At 62.1% G+C, this 19,790-nt stretch carries 22 protein-coding genes; 14 read left to right on the top strand and 8 right to left on the bottom strand.

What is annotated here, in order from left to right:
- Positions 1 to 83 precede the first annotated feature (83 nt).
- From hslV to AB7D48_RS15105, 6 genes are all read left to right on the top strand, one after another.
- On the top strand, positions 84 to 635 hold the full coding sequence (gene hslV / locus AB7D48_RS15080; RefSeq protein WP_427980827.1) for an ATP-dependent protease subunit HslV: 552 nt from the start codon (positions 84 to 86) through the stop codon (positions 633 to 635).
- The gene (gene hslU, locus AB7D48_RS15085; RefSeq protein ID WP_427980775.1) at positions 635 to 1,951 is read left to right on the top strand and encodes an ATP-dependent protease ATPase subunit HslU; all 1,317 of its coding nucleotides are present in this window, start codon (positions 635 to 637) and stop codon (positions 1,949 to 1,951) included. Before hslV ends, hslU begins: the two co-directional genes overlap by 1 nt.
- Positions 1,952 to 2,002: 51 nt before the next feature.
- Positions 2,003 to 2,557 (top strand): DsbA family protein, encoded by a 555-nt coding sequence (locus tag AB7D48_RS15090; RefSeq protein WP_427980777.1) that lies wholly within the window; start codon positions 2,003 to 2,005, stop codon positions 2,555 to 2,557.
- A 37-nt stretch (positions 2,558 to 2,594) separates the two neighbouring features.
- On the top strand, positions 2,595 to 3,065 hold the full coding sequence (locus tag AB7D48_RS15095; protein WP_427980780.1) for a disulfide bond formation protein B: 471 nt from the start codon (positions 2,595 to 2,597) through the stop codon (positions 3,063 to 3,065).
- Position 3,066: 1 nt separating this feature from the next.
- A complete protein-coding gene (locus AB7D48_RS15100; RefSeq protein ID WP_427980782.1) occupies positions 3,067 to 3,576 on the top strand; it encodes a demethoxyubiquinone hydroxylase family protein in 510 nt (169 codons plus the stop codon).
- Positions 3,577 to 3,913: 337 nt separating this feature from the next.
- The gene (locus tag AB7D48_RS15105) at positions 3,914 to 5,302 is read left to right on the top strand and encodes an MFS transporter (RefSeq protein WP_427980784.1); all 1,389 of its coding nucleotides are present in this window, start codon (positions 3,914 to 3,916) and stop codon (positions 5,300 to 5,302) included.
- 6 nt (positions 5,303 to 5,308) lie between these two features.
- Here AB7D48_RS15105 and AB7D48_RS15110 read toward each other — a convergent pair whose 3' ends face one another.
- The 3 genes from AB7D48_RS15110 to AB7D48_RS15120 all read right to left on the bottom strand — a co-directional run bounded on the left by AB7D48_RS15110 (position 5,309) and on the right by AB7D48_RS15120 (position 9,704).
- A complete protein-coding gene (locus tag AB7D48_RS15110; RefSeq protein WP_427980786.1) occupies positions 5,309 to 7,669 on the bottom strand; it encodes a 1-deoxy-D-xylulose-5-phosphate synthase N-terminal domain-containing protein in 2,361 nt (786 codons plus the stop codon).
- A gap of 102 nt (positions 7,670 to 7,771) precedes the next feature.
- Positions 7,772 to 8,182 (bottom strand): RcnB family protein, encoded by a 411-nt coding sequence (locus AB7D48_RS15115; RefSeq protein ID WP_427980788.1) that lies wholly within the window; start codon positions 8,180 to 8,182, stop codon positions 7,772 to 7,774.
- A 145-nt stretch (positions 8,183 to 8,327) separates the two neighbouring features.
- Positions 8,328 to 9,704 carry an NAD(P)H-hydrate dehydratase gene (locus AB7D48_RS15120; RefSeq protein WP_427980790.1) on the bottom strand — a complete coding sequence of 459 codons (1,377 nt, stop codon included), beginning with the start codon at positions 9,702 to 9,704 and terminating at the stop codon, positions 8,328 to 8,330.
- 27 nt (positions 9,705 to 9,731) lie between these two features.
- On the opposite strand from AB7D48_RS15120, the gene parA reads away from it, so the two are divergent.
- The 6 genes from parA (at position 9,732) to AB7D48_RS15150 (ending at position 13,208) form a co-directional block, all read left to right on the top strand.
- Positions 9,732 to 10,361: a ParA family partition ATPase gene (parA, locus tag AB7D48_RS15125; RefSeq protein ID WP_427980792.1), complete on the top strand. Its 630-nt coding sequence runs from the start codon at positions 9,732 to 9,734 to the stop codon at positions 10,359 to 10,361.
- Positions 10,362 to 10,672: 311 nt separating this feature from the next.
- A complete protein-coding gene (locus AB7D48_RS15130; protein WP_427980794.1) occupies positions 10,673 to 11,590 on the top strand; it encodes an IS1595 family transposase in 918 nt (305 codons plus the stop codon).
- A 13-nt stretch (positions 11,591 to 11,603) separates the two neighbouring features.
- Entirely contained in the window at positions 11,604 to 12,083 is a 480-nt protein-coding gene (locus AB7D48_RS15135; RefSeq protein ID WP_427980797.1) for a hypothetical protein, read from the top strand.
- Positions 12,080 to 12,859 carry a DUF1828 domain-containing protein gene (locus AB7D48_RS15140; protein WP_427980799.1) on the top strand — a complete coding sequence of 260 codons (780 nt, stop codon included), beginning with the start codon at positions 12,080 to 12,082 and terminating at the stop codon, positions 12,857 to 12,859. The genes AB7D48_RS15135 and AB7D48_RS15140 overlap by 4 nt, the downstream gene beginning before the upstream one ends.
- Positions 12,837 to 13,013, top strand: coding sequence for a hypothetical protein (locus tag AB7D48_RS15145; RefSeq protein ID WP_427980802.1), 177 nt, complete (start codon positions 12,837 to 12,839; stop codon positions 13,011 to 13,013). The genes AB7D48_RS15140 and AB7D48_RS15145 overlap by 23 nt, the downstream gene beginning before the upstream one ends.
- A gap of 6 nt (positions 13,014 to 13,019) precedes the next feature.
- Positions 13,020 to 13,208: a hypothetical protein gene (locus AB7D48_RS15150; RefSeq protein ID WP_427980804.1), complete on the top strand. Its 189-nt coding sequence runs from the start codon at positions 13,020 to 13,022 to the stop codon at positions 13,206 to 13,208.
- A 414-nt stretch (positions 13,209 to 13,622) separates the two neighbouring features.
- Here AB7D48_RS15150 and AB7D48_RS15155 read toward each other — a convergent pair whose 3' ends face one another.
- Positions 13,623 to 13,943, bottom strand: a complete 321-nt coding sequence (locus AB7D48_RS15155) for a YciI family protein (RefSeq protein ID WP_427980807.1) — start codon at positions 13,941 to 13,943, stop codon at positions 13,623 to 13,625.
- 126 nt (positions 13,944 to 14,069) lie between these two features.
- On the opposite strand from AB7D48_RS15155, the gene AB7D48_RS15160 reads away from it, so the two are divergent.
- Positions 14,070 to 14,915, top strand: a complete 846-nt coding sequence (locus tag AB7D48_RS15160) for a fumarylacetoacetate hydrolase family protein (protein ID WP_427980810.1) — start codon at positions 14,070 to 14,072, stop codon at positions 14,913 to 14,915.
- A gap of 2 nt (positions 14,916 to 14,917) precedes the next feature.
- A complete protein-coding gene (locus tag AB7D48_RS15165; RefSeq protein WP_427980812.1) occupies positions 14,918 to 15,208 on the top strand; it encodes an antibiotic biosynthesis monooxygenase family protein in 291 nt (96 codons plus the stop codon).
- A gap of 192 nt (positions 15,209 to 15,400) precedes the next feature.
- Here the strand turns inward: AB7D48_RS15165 and AB7D48_RS15170 are convergent, their stop codons facing one another.
- Genes AB7D48_RS15170 through AB7D48_RS15185 form a run of 4 tightly spaced genes read right to left on the bottom strand, consistent with a single transcriptional unit; the run spans position 15,401 to position 19,550 of the window.
- The gene (locus AB7D48_RS15170) at positions 15,401 to 16,660 is read right to left on the bottom strand and encodes an MgtC/SapB family protein (protein WP_427980815.1); all 1,260 of its coding nucleotides are present in this window, start codon (positions 16,658 to 16,660) and stop codon (positions 15,401 to 15,403) included.
- Positions 16,657 to 17,838 carry a cystathionine beta-lyase gene (gene metC, locus AB7D48_RS15175; protein ID WP_427980817.1) on the bottom strand — a complete coding sequence of 394 codons (1,182 nt, stop codon included), beginning with the start codon at positions 17,836 to 17,838 and terminating at the stop codon, positions 16,657 to 16,659. Before metC ends, AB7D48_RS15170 begins: the two co-directional genes overlap by 4 nt.
- On the bottom strand, positions 17,839 to 18,672 hold the full coding sequence (gene sseA, locus AB7D48_RS15180) for a 3-mercaptopyruvate sulfurtransferase (RefSeq protein ID WP_427980820.1): 834 nt from the start codon (positions 18,670 to 18,672) through the stop codon (positions 17,839 to 17,841).
- A complete protein-coding gene (locus AB7D48_RS15185; protein ID WP_427980822.1) occupies positions 18,672 to 19,550 on the bottom strand; it encodes a helix-turn-helix domain-containing protein in 879 nt (292 codons plus the stop codon). Before AB7D48_RS15185 ends, sseA begins: the two co-directional genes overlap by 1 nt.
- Positions 19,551 to 19,790: the final 240 nt, after the last annotated feature.

The raw sequence follows: 19,790 nt of genomic DNA on the forward strand, positions 1-19,790 counted from the left end.
CAGTCATGGCTGGGCTCATCATGCGGCATGAGCCGTGGCGTGGCCTCTTGCCGGGGACGGGGGGCAATGCCATGTCTGGCGGCATGACAGAGCATTACGACCCGGTGGGCTGGCATGGCACCACCATTTTGTCCGTTCGCCGCAATGGCCAGGTTGTCGTGGCCGGGGACGGGCAGGTATCGCTCGGCAACACCGTTGTAAAGGGAAACGCGCGCAAGGTGCGGCGTATCGGCAATGGCAGCGTGATCACCGGTTTCGCCGGGGCCACGGCTGATGCCTTCACCCTTTTGGAGCGGCTCGAAGCGAAGCTGGAGCGTTTTCCCAACCAGTTGGAGCGCGCCTGCGTGGAACTGGCGAAGGATTGGCGGACAGACCGCTATCTGCGCCGGCTGGAGGCGATGCTGATCGTCGCGGACAAGGAGCACGGCTATACGCTCACCGGCAATGGCGATGTGCTGGAGCCCACCGATGGCATCATCGCCATCGGCTCCGGCGGCAATTACGCTCTCGCCGCCGCGCGCGCGCTGATGACGGTGCCCGATCTCACGGCGGAGGACATTGCCCGTCGCTCGATGAAGATCGCCGCCGATATCTGCATCTACACCAACGAAAACCTGGTTGTTGAAACAATCTGATGGATATTCCCGTTTACTCTCCCCGTGAGACCGTCTCCGAGCTCGACCGCTTCATCATCGGCCAGAACGACGCCAAGCGCGCCGTGGCCATCGCCTTGCGCAACCGTTGGCGCCGTCAGCAATTGCCAGAAGATCTGCGCGATGAGGTGGTGCCGAAAAACATTCTGATGATCGGCCCGACCGGCTGCGGCAAGACCGAGATCGCCAGGCGCCTCGCCAAGCTGGCCCAGGCGCCTTTTCTGAAGGTGGAAGCCACCAAGTTCACCGAGGTCGGCTATGTCGGCCGCGATGTGGAGAGCATCGTGCGTGATTTGGTGGAAGCCTCCATCACCATGCTGCGCGAGCAGAACCGCAAGACCGTCGAGGCCAAGGCGGAGCTGAACGCCGAAGAGCGGCTGCTCACCGCTCTGGTCGGTGAGAATGCCTCGGCCGATACGCGCGTGAAATTCCGCCGCATGCTGCGCGCGGGCGAACTGGAGGACAAAGAGATCGAAGTGGCGATCTCCGAGCCCGCCGGCACCCCCATCGGCATGATCGACCTGCCCAATATGCCGCCCGGCGGGGCCATCAATTTCGGCGACATGATGAAGAACATGTTCGGCCGGCAGCCGCAGAAAAAGAAGATGCTGGTGCCCGAGGCCCGCTTGGCCTTGGCGCGCGAAGAGGCGGACAAGCTGCTGGACACAGAGGCGCTCACCAAGGACGCGCTGACCCATGCCGAGCAGAATGGCATTGTTTTCATCGACGAGATCGACAAGATCTGCGCGCGCACGGAAAGCGGCTTTCGCGGTGGCGATGTCTCCCGCGAGGGGGTGCAGCGCGATCTGCTGCCGCTGATCGAGGGCACCACGATCTCCACCAAATACGGGCCGGTGAAAACCGACTATATTCTCTTCATCGCCTCAGGCGCCTTCCATGTCGCCAAGCCTTCGGATCTGCTGCCGGAATTGCAGGGGCGCCTGCCCATCCGCGTGGAGCTCAGCTCGCTCTCGCGCGATGATTTCAAGCGGATCCTCACCGACACGGAGCATTCCCTGCTCAAGCAATATGTCGCGTTGCTGGGCACCGAGAAAGTGGAGTTGGAATTCGCGGATGATTCCGTGGATGCCATCGCCTCGCTGGCATTCGACATCAATGAGCGGGTCGAGAATATCGGCGCCCGGCGTCTGGCTACCGTCATTGAGCGGCTGCTGGAGGAGATTTCCTTCTCCGCCACCGACCGGTCGGGCGAGAAGATCACCATCGATGCGTCTTATGTGAATGAGCGTGTCGCGCCGCTTGCCGCCAAGGGCGATCTGTCGCGGTTCATTCTCTGAGGCTTTGTCTCACCCCCGCCATTCCAGGCGGGGGGACGCGAGGAGCATCCCATGACCAAGCCTTACACCGCCGAGGCTCTGAGCTGGGGGCACGGCCCCGCCTTGTTCGAAATGTTCCTGGAGCCGACTTGTCCGTTTTCGGGGAAGGCCTTCAACAAGCTGGACGGGTTGCTGGCACAGGCGGGGCCTGACCGCATCACGGTGAAAATCCGCCTGCAATCCCAGCCCTGGCACATGTTCTCCGGTGTTGTCATACGCGCCATCCTCGCCGCGTCCACCCTGCCGGAGGGCAAGGCGGCGGCGAAGGCGGTCATGAAGGCGGTGGCTGACCACCGCGAGGAATTCGAGTTTGAGCACCATGCGGGCGGGCCGAACATGGACGCCACCCCCGCCCAGATCGTCACGCGTCTGGAGGCTTATTCCGGTATCGCCCTGGCCGATGCCTTTGCCTTGCCCGAGCTTCAGGCGGAAGTGAAATGGCATGCCAAATATGCCCGTCAGAACGGGATTCACGTTTCCCCGACCTTCATGGTCAACGGGCTGATCGACCCGAAATTGAGCAGTGGCGACAGCGTCGAGACCTGGGTCTCCCACCTGCTCACCTGAACTTGGCGGCGTGGATAAAAGGGAGCACAACACCGCCATGAATGTCCGTTTCGCGGGTTTTGTCACGGCCCTGGTGGCCGCCGCAGCCTTGGGAGTTGCCTATTTCGCGCAGTACGGGCTGCATCTCGTGCCTTGCGCGTTGTGTCTATGGGAACGCTGGCCCTATCGCATCGTCGTCCTGCTGGGGGTGCTGGCGCTGCTCTTTGGCGGCCGTGCGGGCCGGGTTTTCATCGGCCTGGCCGGATTGGCGATGCTGGGCGATGTGATCGTCGCGGGGTTGCATGTGGGGGTGGAATTTGGCTGGTGGAAGTCTCCCTTGCCGGAATGCAATGGCATTCTCACCCCCGGCGCGGCTTTGCCGATGACCCCCTCCGTGCCGTGCGACCGCCCGGTGCATTTGATCGCCGGGTTTCCCATGTCGATGGCGCAGATGGATTTTTGCGGCACGGCCATGTTCACCTTGCTGCTATTCTTCATGGCCGCGCGGCGGCCAGACAGGAGATTTTGAGATGAGCGAGCAGATCAAGCGCTTCGTCCGTGTGGACCATGCCGGTGAATATGGCGCCGAGCGCATTTACGCCGGGCAGATCGCGGTTTTAGGCCGTGGCGCGAAGGGGGACTTGCTGCGCCATATGCTGGACCAGGAAACCGTTCACAAGGAAACGTTTGAGACGTTGATCGCCGAACGCCGTTCCCGTCCCACCGCCATGCTGCCCATCTGGCATGTGGCTGGGTTCGCGCTGGGCGCGATCACCGCCGCGATGGGAGAGAAGGCCGCCATGGCCTGCACCGTGGCGGTGGAGGAGACGATTGATGCCCATTATGCCGATCAGCGCGACAGGCTGGGGCCGGAGGAGACCGATCTGAGCGACACCATCGAGGCCTTCCGGCTGGAGGAGGTGCAGCACCGCGACATCGGGCTTGAGAACGGCGCCGAGCAGGCGCCAGCCTATAAATTGCTGACCGGGCTGATCAAACTCGGTTGCAAGGCGGCGATCAGGATCAGTGAGGCGGTTTAACCGGCGTGGGGGAGGGGCCGGCACGGGCCCCGCGGCATGAACCATGCCACGCTGTCAGCCGGGGGGCGGGAACCACGCGCCAAGCTTGCCGTGAATTGACGATCGGATGGTGCCTTGGTCCCGTGCCGCTTTGAAGCCGACCAGCCTGCTGGCGCTGAATTATGCCCGTGGGCGGGGCGATTAGGGCGTGCTTTCAGCCGGCTGCCATCAGGCCGGGCGCATTGAAATTCGGCACGCGGAACGTCCCCGGGATTGAGCCCCGATGTACCCGGCCGCATGGCAGCGTCCCGCAGAAAAAACCTGTTTTTCCGGTGATTTGGCCAGTAAGCGGGGGAATATGTCCGCGACCCTGGCCCAGCCCGCCATGCCATCCGTGCCCGATGGTCTGCCCAAGCCCGCCCGCATCCGGGCCATGGCGGCGGTGGCCATGGCGGTGCTGCTCTCGGTGCTGGATTATACGGTGGTCAACATCGCCATGCCCGATATCGCGCGCGATGTGCACACCACCGATTCCGCCGCGATCTGGATCGTCAACGCCTATCAGCTTGCCAATCTGATCGCGTTGCTGCCGGTGGCGACATTGGGGGAGAAATTCGGCCATGCGCGCATGTGCCGTCTCGGGCTGATGATGTTCGTTGGCGCCTCCTTGCTGTGCGCCATGTCGCAAACCCTGCCGGAACTCGCCGTTGCCCGCGCCATCCAGGGCGTGGGCGGCGCCTGTATTCTCGGTGTCAATGCCGCGCTTATCCGTTATATCTACCCTTCCAGCATTCTCGGGCGCGGCATCGCGTTGAACGGGCTGATCATCGCGCTCGGCGTGGCGCTGGGGCCCTCGGTCGCGGCGGCGGTATTGTCCTTCGCCAGCTGGAAATGGCTGTTCCTGATCAACCTGCCCTTCGGGGCGGTCGCGTTCTATTTCGCCGTCACCTCATTGCCCGTCACTCCGCGTACACCGGTGAAGCTGGATCGTCTGAGCGCGGTGCTGCTGGCGGTGGCGCTGGCGGGCATTGTCACCGGCGGGGATAATTTCGCGCAAGGGGAAGGCTGGGTGCTGGGGGTCGGGCTGCTGACGCTGGGGCTTGCGGCGATGGTGCTGCTGGTGAGGCTGCAACTAGGCCGCTCCAATCCCTTGCTGCCGGTCGATTTGCTGATGCGGCCGGGCTTTTCCATCGCCTTCGTCACGGGGTTCCTGTCCTTCGTCGCTTCGAATTTCTTTATCATCTCGATGCCCTTCAACCTGACCAACGTGCTGCATCGCGACCCGGTGGAAACAGGGCTGGTCATCACCGCATGGCCGATGGCGATCGTGCTCACCGCGCCCTTCGTCGGCCGGCTGGCGGATCGTTACCCGGCGGCTTTCCTGTCCACGCTGGGCATGGCGATCTGCGGCACCGGCTTTCTGCTGCTGCGCCTGCTGCCCGCGGCCCCCACGGACGCGGATATCATGTGGCGCATCGCCCTGGCCGGGGCGGGCTTCTCAATGCTGCAACCACCCAACAACAAGGCCATGCTCACCACCGCGCCCAAGAATCGTATCAGCGGTGCCTCGGGCATGATCTCGGTGTCTCGCCTGTTCGGCCAGACCATGGGGGGCATGCTGGTGGCGCTGACATTGGGCTTGGCGCATCCCGCCCCCACGAAAACCTGCCTGGCCCTGGCAGCCTTCACGGCCTATGTCGCCGCCGCCTGTAGTTTTTCGCGCGTACTGGCCGGGCGCAAGGAATAGCGGATTTCAGCCCGCCAGCGCTTCCGCGCAGGCATCCAGGATCGCATCGCAATCCATCTCATATTCCCGGTACAATTCCGCCACGGTGCCGGACTGGCCGAAATGGTCCGGCCCCAGCGCCATCACCTTCTGGCCGCGTACCGACCCCAGCCAGCTATGTGCGGCCGGGTGCCCGTCCAGCACCGTGACCAGGGCCGCGTTCCGCGCCAGGGGGGCCAAAATCTCCTCGATATGCGCCTTGGTCTTCATGCCCTCGCGCCGCTGGCGCTGCGCCTGACGCCAGCCCGCATACAGCCGGTTGGGGCTGGTAATGGCGAGCAACCCGGCGCCCGGCACATCCTCGCGCGCAATCTCGAAGGCTTTTTCAGCCTCCGCCGCCATCGGCCCCTGATAGGCGATGGCCAGCTCCGCGCCGGGGGCCGGCGGCACGATCCAATGTGCCCCGGCGATCACATGGCTCGCGTTCAACTCCCGCGCCGGCTGCGGCAAGGCCAGATTGGAAAGCCGCAGCCACACGGCCGAGCCGTCCGGGCGTTGCATATACTCAAAGGCATGGCGCATCAGAATTCGCAACTCATCGCAATAAGCGGGTTCGAAGGTCGCCAGCTTGTCCTGCACGATGCCCAGCAGCGGTGTGTTGGTGGCCTGGTGCTGCCCGCCTTCCGCCGCCAGCGTGATGCCCGACGGGGTGGAGATCAGCAGAAACCGCGCATCTTGGTAACAGGCATAATATAACGCGTCATGGCCGCGATTCACGAACGGATCATAGACCGTGCCCACCGGCAGCAGCCGCGCGCCATACAGGTCATGCGCCAGCCCGGCGGCCCCCAATAGCAGGAACAGGCTCTGCTCCGCGATTCCCAGCTCGATATGCTGCCCGCCCGGATGCATGTCCTTCCTCACCATGGAGGCGACCTTGCTCTTGCGGAACACATCCTCCTGCGCCTGGCGCGCGAACATCGAGCGCCGGTTGATCCAGGAGGTAAGGTTGGTGGAGGTCGCCACATCCGGGCTCGCGGTCACGATCGCCTGGGAAAGCGCCTTGCTCTCCCCCTGCGCGCGGCCGATCTCGGACAGGATTTCCCCGAACCCGGCCTGCGTGCTCATCCGGCGTCCGGCCGTGCGCGGGCCGGGCAGGCTGTCCGGTACCGCCACCTTGGGGGCTTCCAGCCGCCGGCCGGCGGGGGAAAGCGGCTGGGCATAGGGGGTTTCGTTGATGAAGCGTTCCACCCGGTGCGGTTGCTCAAGCCCTTCCAGCCTGTCCCATTCATGGCCGGGGCGGATCTTCATCGCCGAGCGAAATTCATCCATCTGCTCGGGCGTCATCAGCCCGGCATGGTTGTCCTTATGCCCGGCCAGGGGCAGACCGTTGCCCTTGATGGTGTAGGCGAGAAACAGGGTCGGCTGGTCGGAGAGTGCCGCCTGCGCGAAGCCATCGGTCAAGGTGGCCATGTCGTGCCCGCCCAGATTGGTCATCAGCCCCGCCAGTTCCATATCGCTCAGCGGGTCGATGATGGCGCGCACGCCGCGGCTTTTGCTCATATCCCGCAGCAACGCCTCGCGCCAAGCGGCTCCACCTTGAAAGGTGAGGGCGGAGTATACGGAGTTTGGGCATTCATCCAGCCAGCCGCGCAGGGAGGCGCCACCGGGCTTGGCGAAGACCTCCCGCAGCCGCCTGCCATAGCGCAGCGTGATCACACGCCAGCCCATATCCCGGAACAGCCCCTCGAACCGGCCGAACAGCCGGTCAGGCATCACGGAATCCAGGCTCTGGCGGTTACAATCCACCACCCACCAGACATCGCGCACATCGTGTTTCCAGCCTTCCAGCAGGGCCTCGTAGATATTGCCCTCGTCCAGCTCCGCATCGCCCGCCACGGCCACGTTGCGCGCGCGCGGCAAGCCGGGCTTGGCCATCTCATGTGCCTGTACATAATCCTGGATCAGGGCGGAAAAACTGGTGATCGCCACCCCCAGCCCGACGGAGCCGGTGGAGAAATCGATTTCCGTCCCGTCCATCGCCCGGGAGGGATAGGCTTGCGCGCCGCCCATCTGGCGGAAATGCTCCAGCTTTTCGCGTGTCTGCCGGCCCAGCAGATAATTGATCGCATGCAGCACCGGCGAGGCGTGCGGCTTCACCGCCACCCTGTCCTGCGGGCGCAGCGCATCGAAATACAGGGCCGTCATGATGGAGGCGACGGAGGCACAGGAGGCCTGATGCCCCCCGACCTTCTCGGCGGCTGGGTTCGGGCGGATGTTGTTGGCGTAATGAATGATCCAGGAGGCAAGCCAAAGCAGCTTGCGCTCAAGGGAGGCCAACGTTTCCAGTGTCCCTGTGCTGTGCCTCAGAGGCCGCATTTCGTTCATGGCGGCATTATAAGGCCATTATGGTTGCCGTAAAATGCGTTCCCCCGCCAGACAGGGCGGGGGAACATGAGTGGGCGTCCATGGCGCCAAGCGCCGATGCCCTTAATAGCCGTAGGCGGACCCGGCGATGATGCTGGCGATGATGCCGCTGGTGATGGCGATCATCACGAACTGATCGCCCGAGCGCACCCATTCATAGCCGGACGGCGGCGGGCGCAGATGATAGCGGTTCCAGTCGCCATGCGGGACCACATGCCGATGCCCGTTATAATAATCCCCGCGGGCCCATTGGCCATGCGGGCCTGTCGGGCCGTGCGGATGGCCTTGCGGCCCGCCCATGTTGCCGGGCTTGCCTTGCTGGCCCTGAGGCTCGCCATGGGGGGGCTGCCCGCCCTGGCCGCCATGCTGCTGCTGTTGGCCAGGGCCCTGGCCAGGGGCCGGCTGTGCCAGCGCCGGGCCCGCCAGAAGAGCCAGGGCGGTTACGCCGGAGAGAAGGGTTTTGGTAAAGCGCATGACTGCGTCTCCTTTCGATGAAAGGATAATGAGGGCCGATCAAGGCATTTCCAGGTCTAAAACCCCTGGATTTGTGATAAAATTTTTCTCATTTAAGGCAAAAATAGGGCTGGATGGCTGTCCTAAAATAGGAAATCTCCCGGTTTCAGGGCAAAGTTGGGCTTGGAGCCAGGGGGGAGTTTTGCGCCAACCTACCCAGCAAGGCGGGTAGATCTTCCGCCAGCATGCCCGGCCCGGCTGCCTGTGCCGCCGCGCCATGCAGCCAGACCCCGGCGCAGGCGGCCGGGAAGGGGCCCATGCCGCGCGCCAGCAGGGCGGCGGTCAACCCGGCCAGAACATCGCCCGTGCCGCCGGTGGCCAGCCATGGCGGCGCGTTGGCATTGATCGCGGCGGTGCCGTCCGGCGCGGCGATCACGCTATCCGCTCCCTTCAGCACCACGACCGCGCCGGTCAACGCGGCGGCGCGTCGCGCGGCCGCGACCTTGTCTGGGCCGATGGCTCCGAACAGCCGGACGAATTCCCCCGCATGAGGGGTTATCACGGCAACACCACGCAAACGTTCCGGCGCGCTGGCACAGGCGGTCAGCGCGTCCGCGTCCGCCAGGATGGTGAGCCCTCCCACCGCGCGTAGCTTGTCCAGCGCGGCGCTCGCGGCCGCCACGCCAAGGCCAGGTCCCACCACCCAGGTTCCGCGCCGCGTATCCCGCAGCAACTCATCCAGCGTTTCGTGGCGCAGAATGATCCCGGCCTCGGGCAAGGGGGCCGCATCCGCCGCGGCGATGCTCACCATGCCCGCGCCGCCGCGCCGCGCCGCCATGGCCGCCAGCCTTGAAGCACCCGGCAGCGTGCCGGAGAGCAGGGTGACATCGCCGTTGCTATATTTATGCCCGGTGGCGGCGCGCCCCGGCAGGGTGAACAAGGCTGGGCCGTTTTCCCAAATATCCGGCCCGACTTGGCCGATGACCGAATCCGGCATGCCGATGTCGCGCAGCAGCACCTCCCCGCACAGGGCACGGCCGGGAAAGAGCAGATGCCCGGGTTTCTTGCGCGCGAAGGTCACGGTGAATTCGGCTTGCGGGGCAAAACCGCGTATCTGCCCGGTGGCACCGTCCAGCCCCGAGGGCACGTCCACCGCCACGAGCCGCTTCGCGGCCCGCAGCAGCGCGACGGTATGGTCGTCAAGATCTCTGGACAGCCCGGCGCCGAAGATCGCATCGATGACGAGTCCCGCCCGGGAGACGTCCTCCGGCACGGCCTCGCGGAAATCGCGCAGTTTCACCGGCCAGCCTTCCCATGCCAGATAGCGCGCCGCCACCTTGCCGTCCCCGCCATTATTCCCGGGCCCCGTCAGCACCAGAATCGGCGTTTTGCCGCAGCGGCGCATGATGTCGCGGGCCACCGCGCGCCCGGCGGCCTCCATCAGTGCCGCGCCATTGCCAGCCAGCCCGTCCGCCCAGCTCATCTGCGCCGGGGTGAGCAGCGCTTCCTTAAAATTCTCTGGCCGTTCAAAAGAATATGCCATTTACTGAACCCTAGCAGGAGGCTGTTGATGGGAAAGATTATCGCGGTTGCACAGCAAAAAGGCGGTGCGGGCAAGACCATGATCGCCGCCCAGTTCGGTGCGGCACTGGCGGAGGAGGGCAGCGTGGCGCTGCTGGACATCGATCCGCAAGGCAGTCTCAGCGCCTGGGGGCGGCTGCGCGCGGGAGCGTCCAAGGCTGGGCCGGGCGTGGAGGTGTCGGCCATTTCGGGCTGGCGCCTGGCCAATGAGCTGGAAAAGCTGAGCGCTTCCCATGATTATGTGATTGTGGACACGCCGCCAGTGATCGACAGCGACGCCAGGAGGGCGATTCGTGGCGCGGATCTGGTGCTGGTGCCACTCAACCCCGCGCCGCCGGACCTCTGGGCGGCGGAGGGCACGTTGAAACTGGCGGCGGAGGAGCGCCGCCCGGCGGCCTTGCTGTTCAACCGCGCCCCCGCGGCCTCACGCTTGCGGAAGCGGCTGGAGGCGGAAATCGCCGCGCGCCGGTTGACCCTGCTGCCCACCGCCCTGGCGAACCGTGTGGCCTATGCCAACGCCTTCGCGGACGGGCTGGGCGTGACTGAGGCTGGACCAGCCACCCAGGCGGCGGAGGAATTGCGCGCCGCCACGCGGGCATTGCTGCGGCTCCTGGGGTGAAACGGGACATGTTTTCCTCAAGATGAAAAAAACTTCTGGTCGCGGGTGGAAGGCTGCAAAAAAGATCATTCGAGGACTTGCGTGCCGGACATTTTTCCGCCACAGTTCGCGCGTGGCATATATAACCGCCGCCGAAATGCTCCATAATGGGACAGGCCGGTGAACGGGGCAGCAAATGTCAGCCGCCAAGTTTAGGGAGCCAAGAAACGTAGGCATCGAAAGAGATGCTAAAGGCCGGTCCTCAAGGACCGGCCTTTTTTAATGGCGATATTATACTTGCCAAACCCACCCACAACATGTAGGGTTATGGCATGAGCATCCTCAACGCCCCCTACTTCCAAGATGAAGAAGCCGCTTACGCCAAGCTGGAAAGCATCGTTTGGCCGCACGGTCCTGTGTGCCCGCATTGCGGCACCATGGAGAAGATGAAGCGCCTTGCGGGTAAAGCCACGCGCCCCGGCCTCTATAAGTGCTACGCCTGCCGTAAGCAGTCCCGCGTGACTGTCGGCACCGTGTTCGAGGCCAGCCATGTCAAGCTGCATGTTTGGCTCCAGGCCGTGTTCCTGATGTGCTCCAGCAAGAAGGGTATCAGCAGCAACCAGCTCGCCCGCGTTCTGGATGTGACCGTTAAGACGGCTTGGTTCATGAGCCAGCGTATCCGTGAGGCCATGCGCACTGGAGGGCTAGAGCCCTTAGGTGGCCTGGGCGCTGTGGTTGAGGCGGATGAGACTTTTATCGGTCGCAAAGAGGGTGCCATGAAGCGCCGTGGTTATAGCCATAAGCGCGCCGTCCTGTCCTTGGTTGAGCGCGGTGGTACGGTGCGCTCCTTCCATGTTGATGGCACTAGCACAGATGACATTATGCCGATCCTTAAGGCCAATATCGCCAAGGAAACGGCGATCATGACCGATGAAGCTGGGCAATACCATAAGGTTAATCAACACTTTGCTAGCCATGAGTTCACTCGCCATGGGCGGGGCGAATACGTGCGCGGTGACGTACATAGCAACACGATTGAAGGCTATTTCAGCATCTTCAAACGCGGCATGAAAGGCGTGTACCAGCACTGTGCGGAGAAGCATCTTCATCGCTACCTTGCAGAATTCGATTTCAGGTATAACCGGCGCGCAAAGCTGGGATTCTGTGATAGCGCTCGCGCAGAGGGAGCGTTGAAGGGTATCGTGGGTAAAAGGCTGACATATCGACGGCTTGACTTCTTCGCGCCCTAAAGGGGGTATAGATATGCGTATTGCTGAAATTATACGCGCCCCTAAGCGAAACACCGAACTACATCCGTGGAACACCGGAAAGGTGCCGCGCTCATCATTCCCATTGAAGTCCGTATCAAGATTGCAGGCGGGCAACGAATGGGCTTGGCGTTTGGTAGAGTTTGATGCCTTAGACCGTCATTTTCGTGTCCTAATCCGCCTAAATGTAGGAAAGGAATATTACCAAGCCATTTTGGGTATGGATGACCCAAGAGGCATGTTGGTGATTTGCCATCACGAACTTCATACGTCGCACAGAGATTGGCACTGCCACGTCTCTCCTTGTGAGGTGAGTAATATTTTCCCGGGCGTTCTTCGTGACAATGCTAGCATGAGGGTTTGGCCTAGATCAGAAAATTCAGAATGTTCTACTAGGTTCGAAATTCGTCAAGCTGATGCCGTGACGTTAGCCGCAGAGCGCTTCGGCTTCACAGCTCAAGGAGGATTTATATGAACCTCCATGATCGCCTATGCGAAGCGTTCTGCAAGAATTTTACTATAAGAGAAGTTCCTATAGGGTTCTCAATCAAAACTCCATTTCGTTGGCATAGCGGAGATTTTCTTGCTTTCTATGCCAGAACCTCAAGAGAAGGTTTGCGTTTTGAGGATGATGGTCTGACAGTATCCGAGCTTGAGGGAGCGGGCGTCGATATAACTACGGGCGCTCGCTTTGAAATGCTCCAAGACATGCTCGCCAGCACCGGTGTAAAGTTCGATCAGGACGAATTCTTGTTCTATACAGATTACGTCCATGAAGATCGTTCCGGGCTGTTGGCCATCTCATTTTTGGAATTCATGTTGAGGGTTCAAGAGTTCTTGTTAACTGCAAGAACAAGGACGGCGAGTACATTTAGAGATGACTTAATCGCCGCTTTGGTGGAACGCTTTGGCGTAGATAGTGTTCAAGTTAATGAAGCTCCAATCAGCGCGTTAAGCTATTATGTCGTTGACATCGTCGTTCGTCATAGGAGCGGGAAAATGGCTGCTATTTTCCCCGGAACGACCGAAGCGAAGGCCCTAGAAGCTGTCTTGTTTTCTAAGGAAATAGAACTGAAATCTGTAAGCAATGTAGTCCCGTTTTTGATTGTTGAGGATTCTGAGTTTACAAAAATATCTCGTCAGACAAGATCAAAAGCCATAAACAGCGACCTTCAGATGGGCGCATGGGGTGGCGGCCAATTAGATGTGATCGACAAAGTTGAGAAACATGTCAAACAAATCGCCAGCTAAAGACTTAGAATCCGCTCAGTTAGACCGCTTCAAAGAAGCCGCCCGCCAGCTTGAGGTGGACGAGAGCGAGGCTGCGTTTGATGAGAAGCTGAAAAAGCTTGCCCAACCACCGGGGAAAAATGCTACGTTAAAGAATCCACCGGAAAGCGAGTGAGGCGACATGAAAAGCTCAGTTATCATCGTTAAAAACGATGAAATTCCCGTGACTTGGACCGTAGAGGCCAATGATATAGACGGGGACGGGTCAGTTGACGTGACGATCTTCTCCGGCCCTGACGCTCAAACGCGGGCGCATGAATATGCCGTTTGGAAATACCAGGGCGCCATGGTCGAGCGAGAGTATGCCTAGCCGCGTGTCTCTACATCAACAATCGTAATACATGAGTTTGGTCTGGTGTGACTTGAGCCTGTATGCCAAGGGCCATCCTGAACACCCAAGCCGTCAATCTTGACGATCTCAAAGCACCGCCATTGTCCGCCGGGCGGCAGGCCGTTCGAGCTACCACCGCCAAACTGAAATGCCATAACCCGGCGCTTCCCGTCTCTCATGCCAACGGCATGGGGGCAGCAAACCCGCAAATGGCCGTCGTAATAAAACTGCGCTTGCTGCCGGTTCAAAACCGCCGCCCTCAATAACTGATACGTGTCCATGCATCCCCACGACTCGGTGAGGTTGTATCATACCAGATTTTGTTGTGGGTTTGGCAAGTATAATATCGCCTTTTTAATGGCTTGTTCCAGGATACGGGCGACGGAGCCTGCGCTACCTGCCGCCGGAGCTGGCCCGCCCCGGTGTCCTGCGGCGATAGAATCGAGAGACATTGACCTCGCCCCAGACGCCTTCGCGGGTGAACGGATCCTCCGCCACGAACTGGTCGACGGCTTCGCGGTCCTGCGCTTCCAGCAGCAGCAGGGAGCCGGTCATCATTTCACCGTCATCGGTTTGCAAGGGGCCGGACATGACGACACTGACCAGCCCGGCCTCGTCCTGTCCTTCCAGAAAGGCGCGGTGGGCGGCGTAATGATCCATCCGCAGCTGCAAGGCCCCGGGCCGGTCCTTGGCGTGCAATACATAGAGCGGCATATGGCTAGAGACCCTCTCCTGACACTTTCCGTCATCGGTAGTATGAAACGTGCATTTTGACACGCCGCATGTTCGCCACCCAGCTTTGTGCTGAACGCCGAAGGCGGCAGACCCAGGAGAGAAAGAATGAAGCTGCTGCGCTATGGGGATGAAGGTCAGGAAAAATGGGGCATGCTGGATTCGGCCGGCGGTATTCGCACGCTGGAGGATGCGCTGGCGCAGATCGGCGGTGAGCCGGTCAGTCTGGAATGGCTTGCGCAATTGCAAAAACTGGATTCGGCCAAGCTGCCCCTGCTCAAGGCCGCGCACCGTGTTGGCCCGTGCGTGCCGCGTCCGTTGAATTTTGTCTGTGTCGGGCTGAATTATGCCGACCATGCGGCCGAGACCGGCGGCCGGATTCCAAAGGAACCCATTCTGTTCCTGAAATCGCTTTCGGCTTTTTGCGGTCCGTATGACGACATCGTCATCCCGCCGGGGTCGCGCAAGACCGATTGGGAGGTGGAGCTGGGCGTGGTGATCGGCGCCAAGGCCTCGCATGTGTCCGAGGCGGCGGCGCTGGATTATGTCGCCGGCTACACGGTGGTGAACGATGTCAGCGAGCGCGCCTACCAGACAGAGCGTGCCGGACAGTGGGACAAGGGCAAGGGCTGTGACCGTTTCGGTCCGGTTGGCCCGTATCTCGTCACCAAGGACGAGGTGCCCGACCCGCAGGCGCTCAAGCTGTTTTGCGAGGTGGATGGCCAGATGATGCAGGACGGCACCACCGCCAACATGATTTTCGGCGTGAGGAGGCTCGTCTCTTATGTTTCACAATTTTTTACCTTATATCCTGGGGATATCATCGCGACGGGCACGCCGGCCGGGGTCGGCATGGGCAAGAAGCCCGAGCCTGTTTTTCTGCGTCCTGGCCAGAGCCTGAGGCTGGGCGTGCAGGGGCTGGGCGAGCAGCGTGCGAAAACGATAGGAGGGTGAACATGGTCACGGAATTCGCGCAGATCGAAATCAAACCCGGAATGGAAGAGGCTTTCATCGCAGGGGTAGCCAAAAGCCGGCCCTTGTTCCTGGCGGCGGAGGGGTGTTTTGGCATGGGGTTGCAGCGCTCGGTGGAGGAGCCCACGAAATTCCTGCTGATGGTGCAGTGGGAAAGTGTCGAGGCGCACATGGTCACATTCCGTGAATCGCCCGCTTTTCAGGAATGGCGCAATAATGTCGGCTCTTGCTTTGTGGCGCCGCCAGCCATCTGGCATGGCGCGACGGTGGTTTAGGCCGTTGCGAAAGCCTCTCTGAAAAGCCTGGAACCTGTTCTGGAATCTGGCTCTCCTTGACAAAAAGAGCCAGATTATGGGGAAGCGCTTTATATAAGACGCCAAAATTCGCGAATATTTTCAATGGGTTGAGCGAGGTGGCTTGGAAATGGGCAATGCCGAAAGCGTCGTGATCCAACGCGGGCTGAAAACTCAGCCCAGCGCCAGGGCGAATGAAATCGCCGCCGTGACGCAAAGCCAGCCCGCGGCGGGCAGCATCTGGCGGTTGCGCGAAAAAAGCATCGCATAAACCGCCTTCAGCAGATTGTTGCTGGCGCTGGCGATCAACACGGCCCCGGTCACCGCTCCGGCGCTCACGGAGAATCTTCCATCCAGCAATGAGAGTATGAACGGGTCGATATCCGAGAACCCGACGGCGAAACTCAATATATGCAGCCCCGCCGCGCCGAAGTGAGCGGTCACGAATTGCGTGACCGCGGCGAAGAGCAGGAACAGGGCCGCGAACAGAAAAGCCACCGGCAGGTCCAGCGGGTTGGAACTGACCGGCGCATGCATCCGCGTTTGCGCGCCCCGCGCCCGCCAGGCCAGTGCCCCCGCCACCGCCAGGGACGCCACGAACAGTCCGCCGAACGGCAGCGTCAGAGCCAGTGCCGCATCCATGTGCCCCAGCAGAACGATCAGCGCCAGCAACCGCGCATACATCATCGCGGTGGCGATGATCACCGCCGCAGGCGCGAAGGCCACGGCTTGCGGTTCGGCCCGGACGGAGCGGGCCAGCACCACCGTGGCGGCGGTGGAGGAATAAAGCCCGCCCAGCACGCCGGTGAGCAAGGTTCCCGCGCGTGGGAACAGATAGCGATGCGCCAGATAGCCCAGATAGGAGATGCCGGAGATCACCAGCACCGCCGCCCAGATTTTGGCCCAGGTAATACCCGCCAGATGCGGGACCGAGGTGCTGGGCAGTAATGGATAGACCAGCCCGGCCAGCACCAGGAACTTCGCCAACGTGACGCCCTCCTCGGTCGGGAAGGCGTCGGAGAAGCGGCGGATTTGCACCTGCTCGCCCAGCACCAGCAGCACCAGCACCGCCAGGGCGGCGATCACCGCCAGCGGCGCGGTGAGGATCAGCGGCCCGAGCGCATAGGCGATCAGCCCGATCACCGTGGGCACCAGCGATGCGTCGCCCGCCCTGACCCGCTTGCGGTAATCCAGCATCAGCGCCAGCCCCAGCACGCCGAGTCCGACGCAGAAAGGGGTCACCGGCGCGATGACCCAAAGCACGAAGCCAAGGGAGGCGATCAACGTGATGGTGCGGGTGGTGCCGAACCCTTGTGCCCGCGGTTCCAGCGCGGCCTCGCCCCGGCGGCGATAGGCGTGCAGTTCCAGCCCGATGATGAAGGCCAGCCCCACAGTGCCGAGAAAACCGGCGAGAAGGGGAGGCAGCGCGATCATGCGCCCCGCAGCGCGGCCAGCCCCTGCTCCAGATCGGCGATCAGCTCGTCGATATTTTCCAGCCCGATCTGGAAGCGCACGGCCTCGCCCTCGAATTGGCCGGTGCCGGCGGAACGGCGGATGGCGCCGGTGGTGGGCAGCACCAGGCTCTCGAATCCACCCCAGCTCGCGCCGATGCCGAACATTTGCAGCGCGTCGATCATGCGTACCACGGCATCGGCGGAATGGTCCGGTTTGAACACCACGCCGAACAATCCGCAGGCGCCGGTGAAGTCGCGCTTGAAAATCTCGTGGCCGGGGCAAGACGGCAAGGCCGGGTGCAGCACCCGCGCCACTTCCGGCCGGGAGGCGAACCAGGTGGCGATTTTCAGGCCCGCCGCTTCGGCTGCCTTGAGGCGCACATGCATGGTGCGCAAGCCGCGCAGCGCCAGCCAGCAATCGTCCGGGCTGGCGTAATTGCCCATCTGTAGGGAGCCCATGCGCAGCCAGCGCCAATCCTCATCGGAATTGACCACCACGGCGCCCAGGATAATGTCCGAATGGCCGCCGGGATATTTGGTGAGGGCGTGGATGGACACGTCCACCCCATGCCGGAACGGGGCGAAGTGCAGAATGCCCCAGCTATTGTCCAGAAACACCTTGGCGCCACGGGCATGCGCCACCTGGGCCAGGGCGGGAATGTCCTGTACCTCGAACGTATGGCTGCCGGGGCTTTCGGTGAACAGCACCTTGGTGTTGGGGCGGAATAATGTTTCCAGCGCCTTGGGGGCGATCATCGGGTCGTAATAAGTCGTCTCAACGCCAAAGCGCGTGAGCATGGTATCGCAGAACGTGCGGGTGGGCCCATAAACCGAATCCGGCACCAGCAGATGCTCGCCCGTGTTCAGATAAGCCAGTAGCGGCACGGTAATGGCGGAGAGCCCGCTGCCGGTGACCTGCGCGCGCGTGCCGCCTTCGATCTCGGCGATCGCGGCTTCCAGGGCGAAATGGGTTTCGCTGCCCATCACGCCGTAATTTTCCACGGGCTCCAGCGCGGCGCGTTGGCCAACGGCTTTCTTGGCCGCCACGTTGGCATGCAACACCGTGGAGCCGCGTTTCAGCGGCGGATTCACGAAGCCATATTGCCGGACCGGCGCCCGTCCAGCCTGAACCAGGGCCGTCTCGATTTTACGAACCATTCACACCTCTATGGGCGTGTCGTCCCGCGCGCCCCATTCGGCCCAAGAGCCATCATAAATCGCCGCTTCCGGCAAGTCGGCCTGTACCAGCCCCAGCGCCAGCACGCAGGCGGTCACACCTGAGCCGCAGGAGGCAATGAGTGGTTTACCGCCATCGATTCCGGCGGCGGCGAAAATATCGCGCAGCCGCTCGGGTGGCAAATAACGGCCATTTTCCAGGAGCGCGCCAAAAGGCAGGGAGATGGCGCCGGGAATATGGCCGCTTCTCATCCCCGGCCGTGGCTCCGCGACGTGCGCATGGAACCGCGCGGTGGCGCGGGCATCAAGCATATGGGCCGCCCGGCTTTGCAGATTGGTATGCATATCCTCGATCGAGCGTACCATGTCCGGCTTGAAGCCCGGCTGGAAGCTGGCGGGTGCCGTGGCGGCCGGCGCGCCGGCTTGCGTGGCGCCGCCCGCCTGGATCCAGGCGGGCAGGCCGCCATCTAGCACCTGCACCTTGTCATGCCCGAAGACACGGAACATCCACCACACGCGCGGAGCGGAGAAAATACCCCGCTGGTCGTAGACCACCACATGCGTTTCATTGCCGATACCCATGGCGGCGATGGCGCTGGCGAAGTCTTCGGGGCTGGGCAGCATGTGCGGCAGGCTGGAAGCCTGGTCCGCGATCTTGTCGACATCGAAGAATTGCGCGCCGGGAATATGGGCGGCGGTGAAAGTCTCGGCGGCGTTCTGGTCCTCATTGGGCAGGAAATACGTGGCGTCCAGCACGGCCAGCCCTGGCTGGCCCAGGCAAGCCAGCAAGGCTGCTGGCTGGATCAGCGGGGCCATCAGCCGCGCGCGGCCGCGATTAGGGCGCGGACACGCTCAGCCGCGGCTGTTCCCTTCACCGCCTCGCGCCAAGTTAGTTCGGAGACGCGCTGATGGGCCGCCACGGCATCTTCGGCGCCAGTGATCATGGCCACCCCGGACTGGATGTTGGGAGGGGAATCGGCGGGGAAGGGGTTGATGGCCAAGGTGGCGCGCTCACGAGAACGCAGCAGCGTGAAGGGGCCGTTGGGTTCGCCATGCGCCATCAGGCCAAGCTGCAAGCCGATCGGCTCGCTTTCCATCAAGTTGGCGATGAGCTCCACTTCACGCCGAGCCGCTTCGCGCGCCAGGGCGCGCAGCTTGTCGGGCACGTTGGCGGTGGGGGCGATGCCCTCGTTCAGGAATTTTTGGATCGACGCGACCGTGAGAATGCCGATGATCGAGGGTTTACGCGCCTGATACATCTGCTTGCGGGCGATCATCACCCCCATGAGCTGTTCGGCGGCGGCATGGGCGGCCAGCTTGTCGGCTCCCATCGATTCGGCGTACCCCTCCAGCATTTGGGCGAGGGCCGCGTCATATTGGTCGGAAGTGATGAGATAACAGATGGGGCCAAAAACCTGGAGAATCTGGTCCGCTGTTTCCTCGATCTGCCGCAGCCGCTCGGCATAGCCCACGGGCTTGGCATAATATTCGACCCCGATGCCCAGCAATGTCAGCGGAGAAATCTTCAGAAGTTCCGCCAGCCGGTTGACCGTGTCGAGCTTGATGACCTCGCCTTTTTCATACCGGTAAAGCGCCGCGCGGGAAACGCCGAGGCGCGCCGAGATCTCCTCGGCCTTGAGGCCGGATTCCATTCGGTAGGCCCGCAATTGCTGGCCGATTTCATTGAAGCGCATTGATTCCTTACCCCTGTCGAGACGTCACAGGATTTTGTACATAATTCCTGGATTAAATCTCAGAAATCAAGCCTCAGTTCCAGGGAAATATCTGCATAGCCGGATTGTGTAGCTTTATCCCACATTCCCCAAGTAAATCGCTGATTTTGCTGTCAGGATCTCAATATTTCCGATATAAATCATGGTGTTGATGGCCGTGAGGGGCGCGTTTGATGGATCACCCAGAGGGTGCGGGTTCGA

Origin of the sequence: Acidocella sp. (genome assembly GCF_050253495.1) — a bacterium.
Classification (GTDB): Bacteria; Pseudomonadota; Alphaproteobacteria; order Acetobacterales; family Acetobacteraceae; genus Acidocella.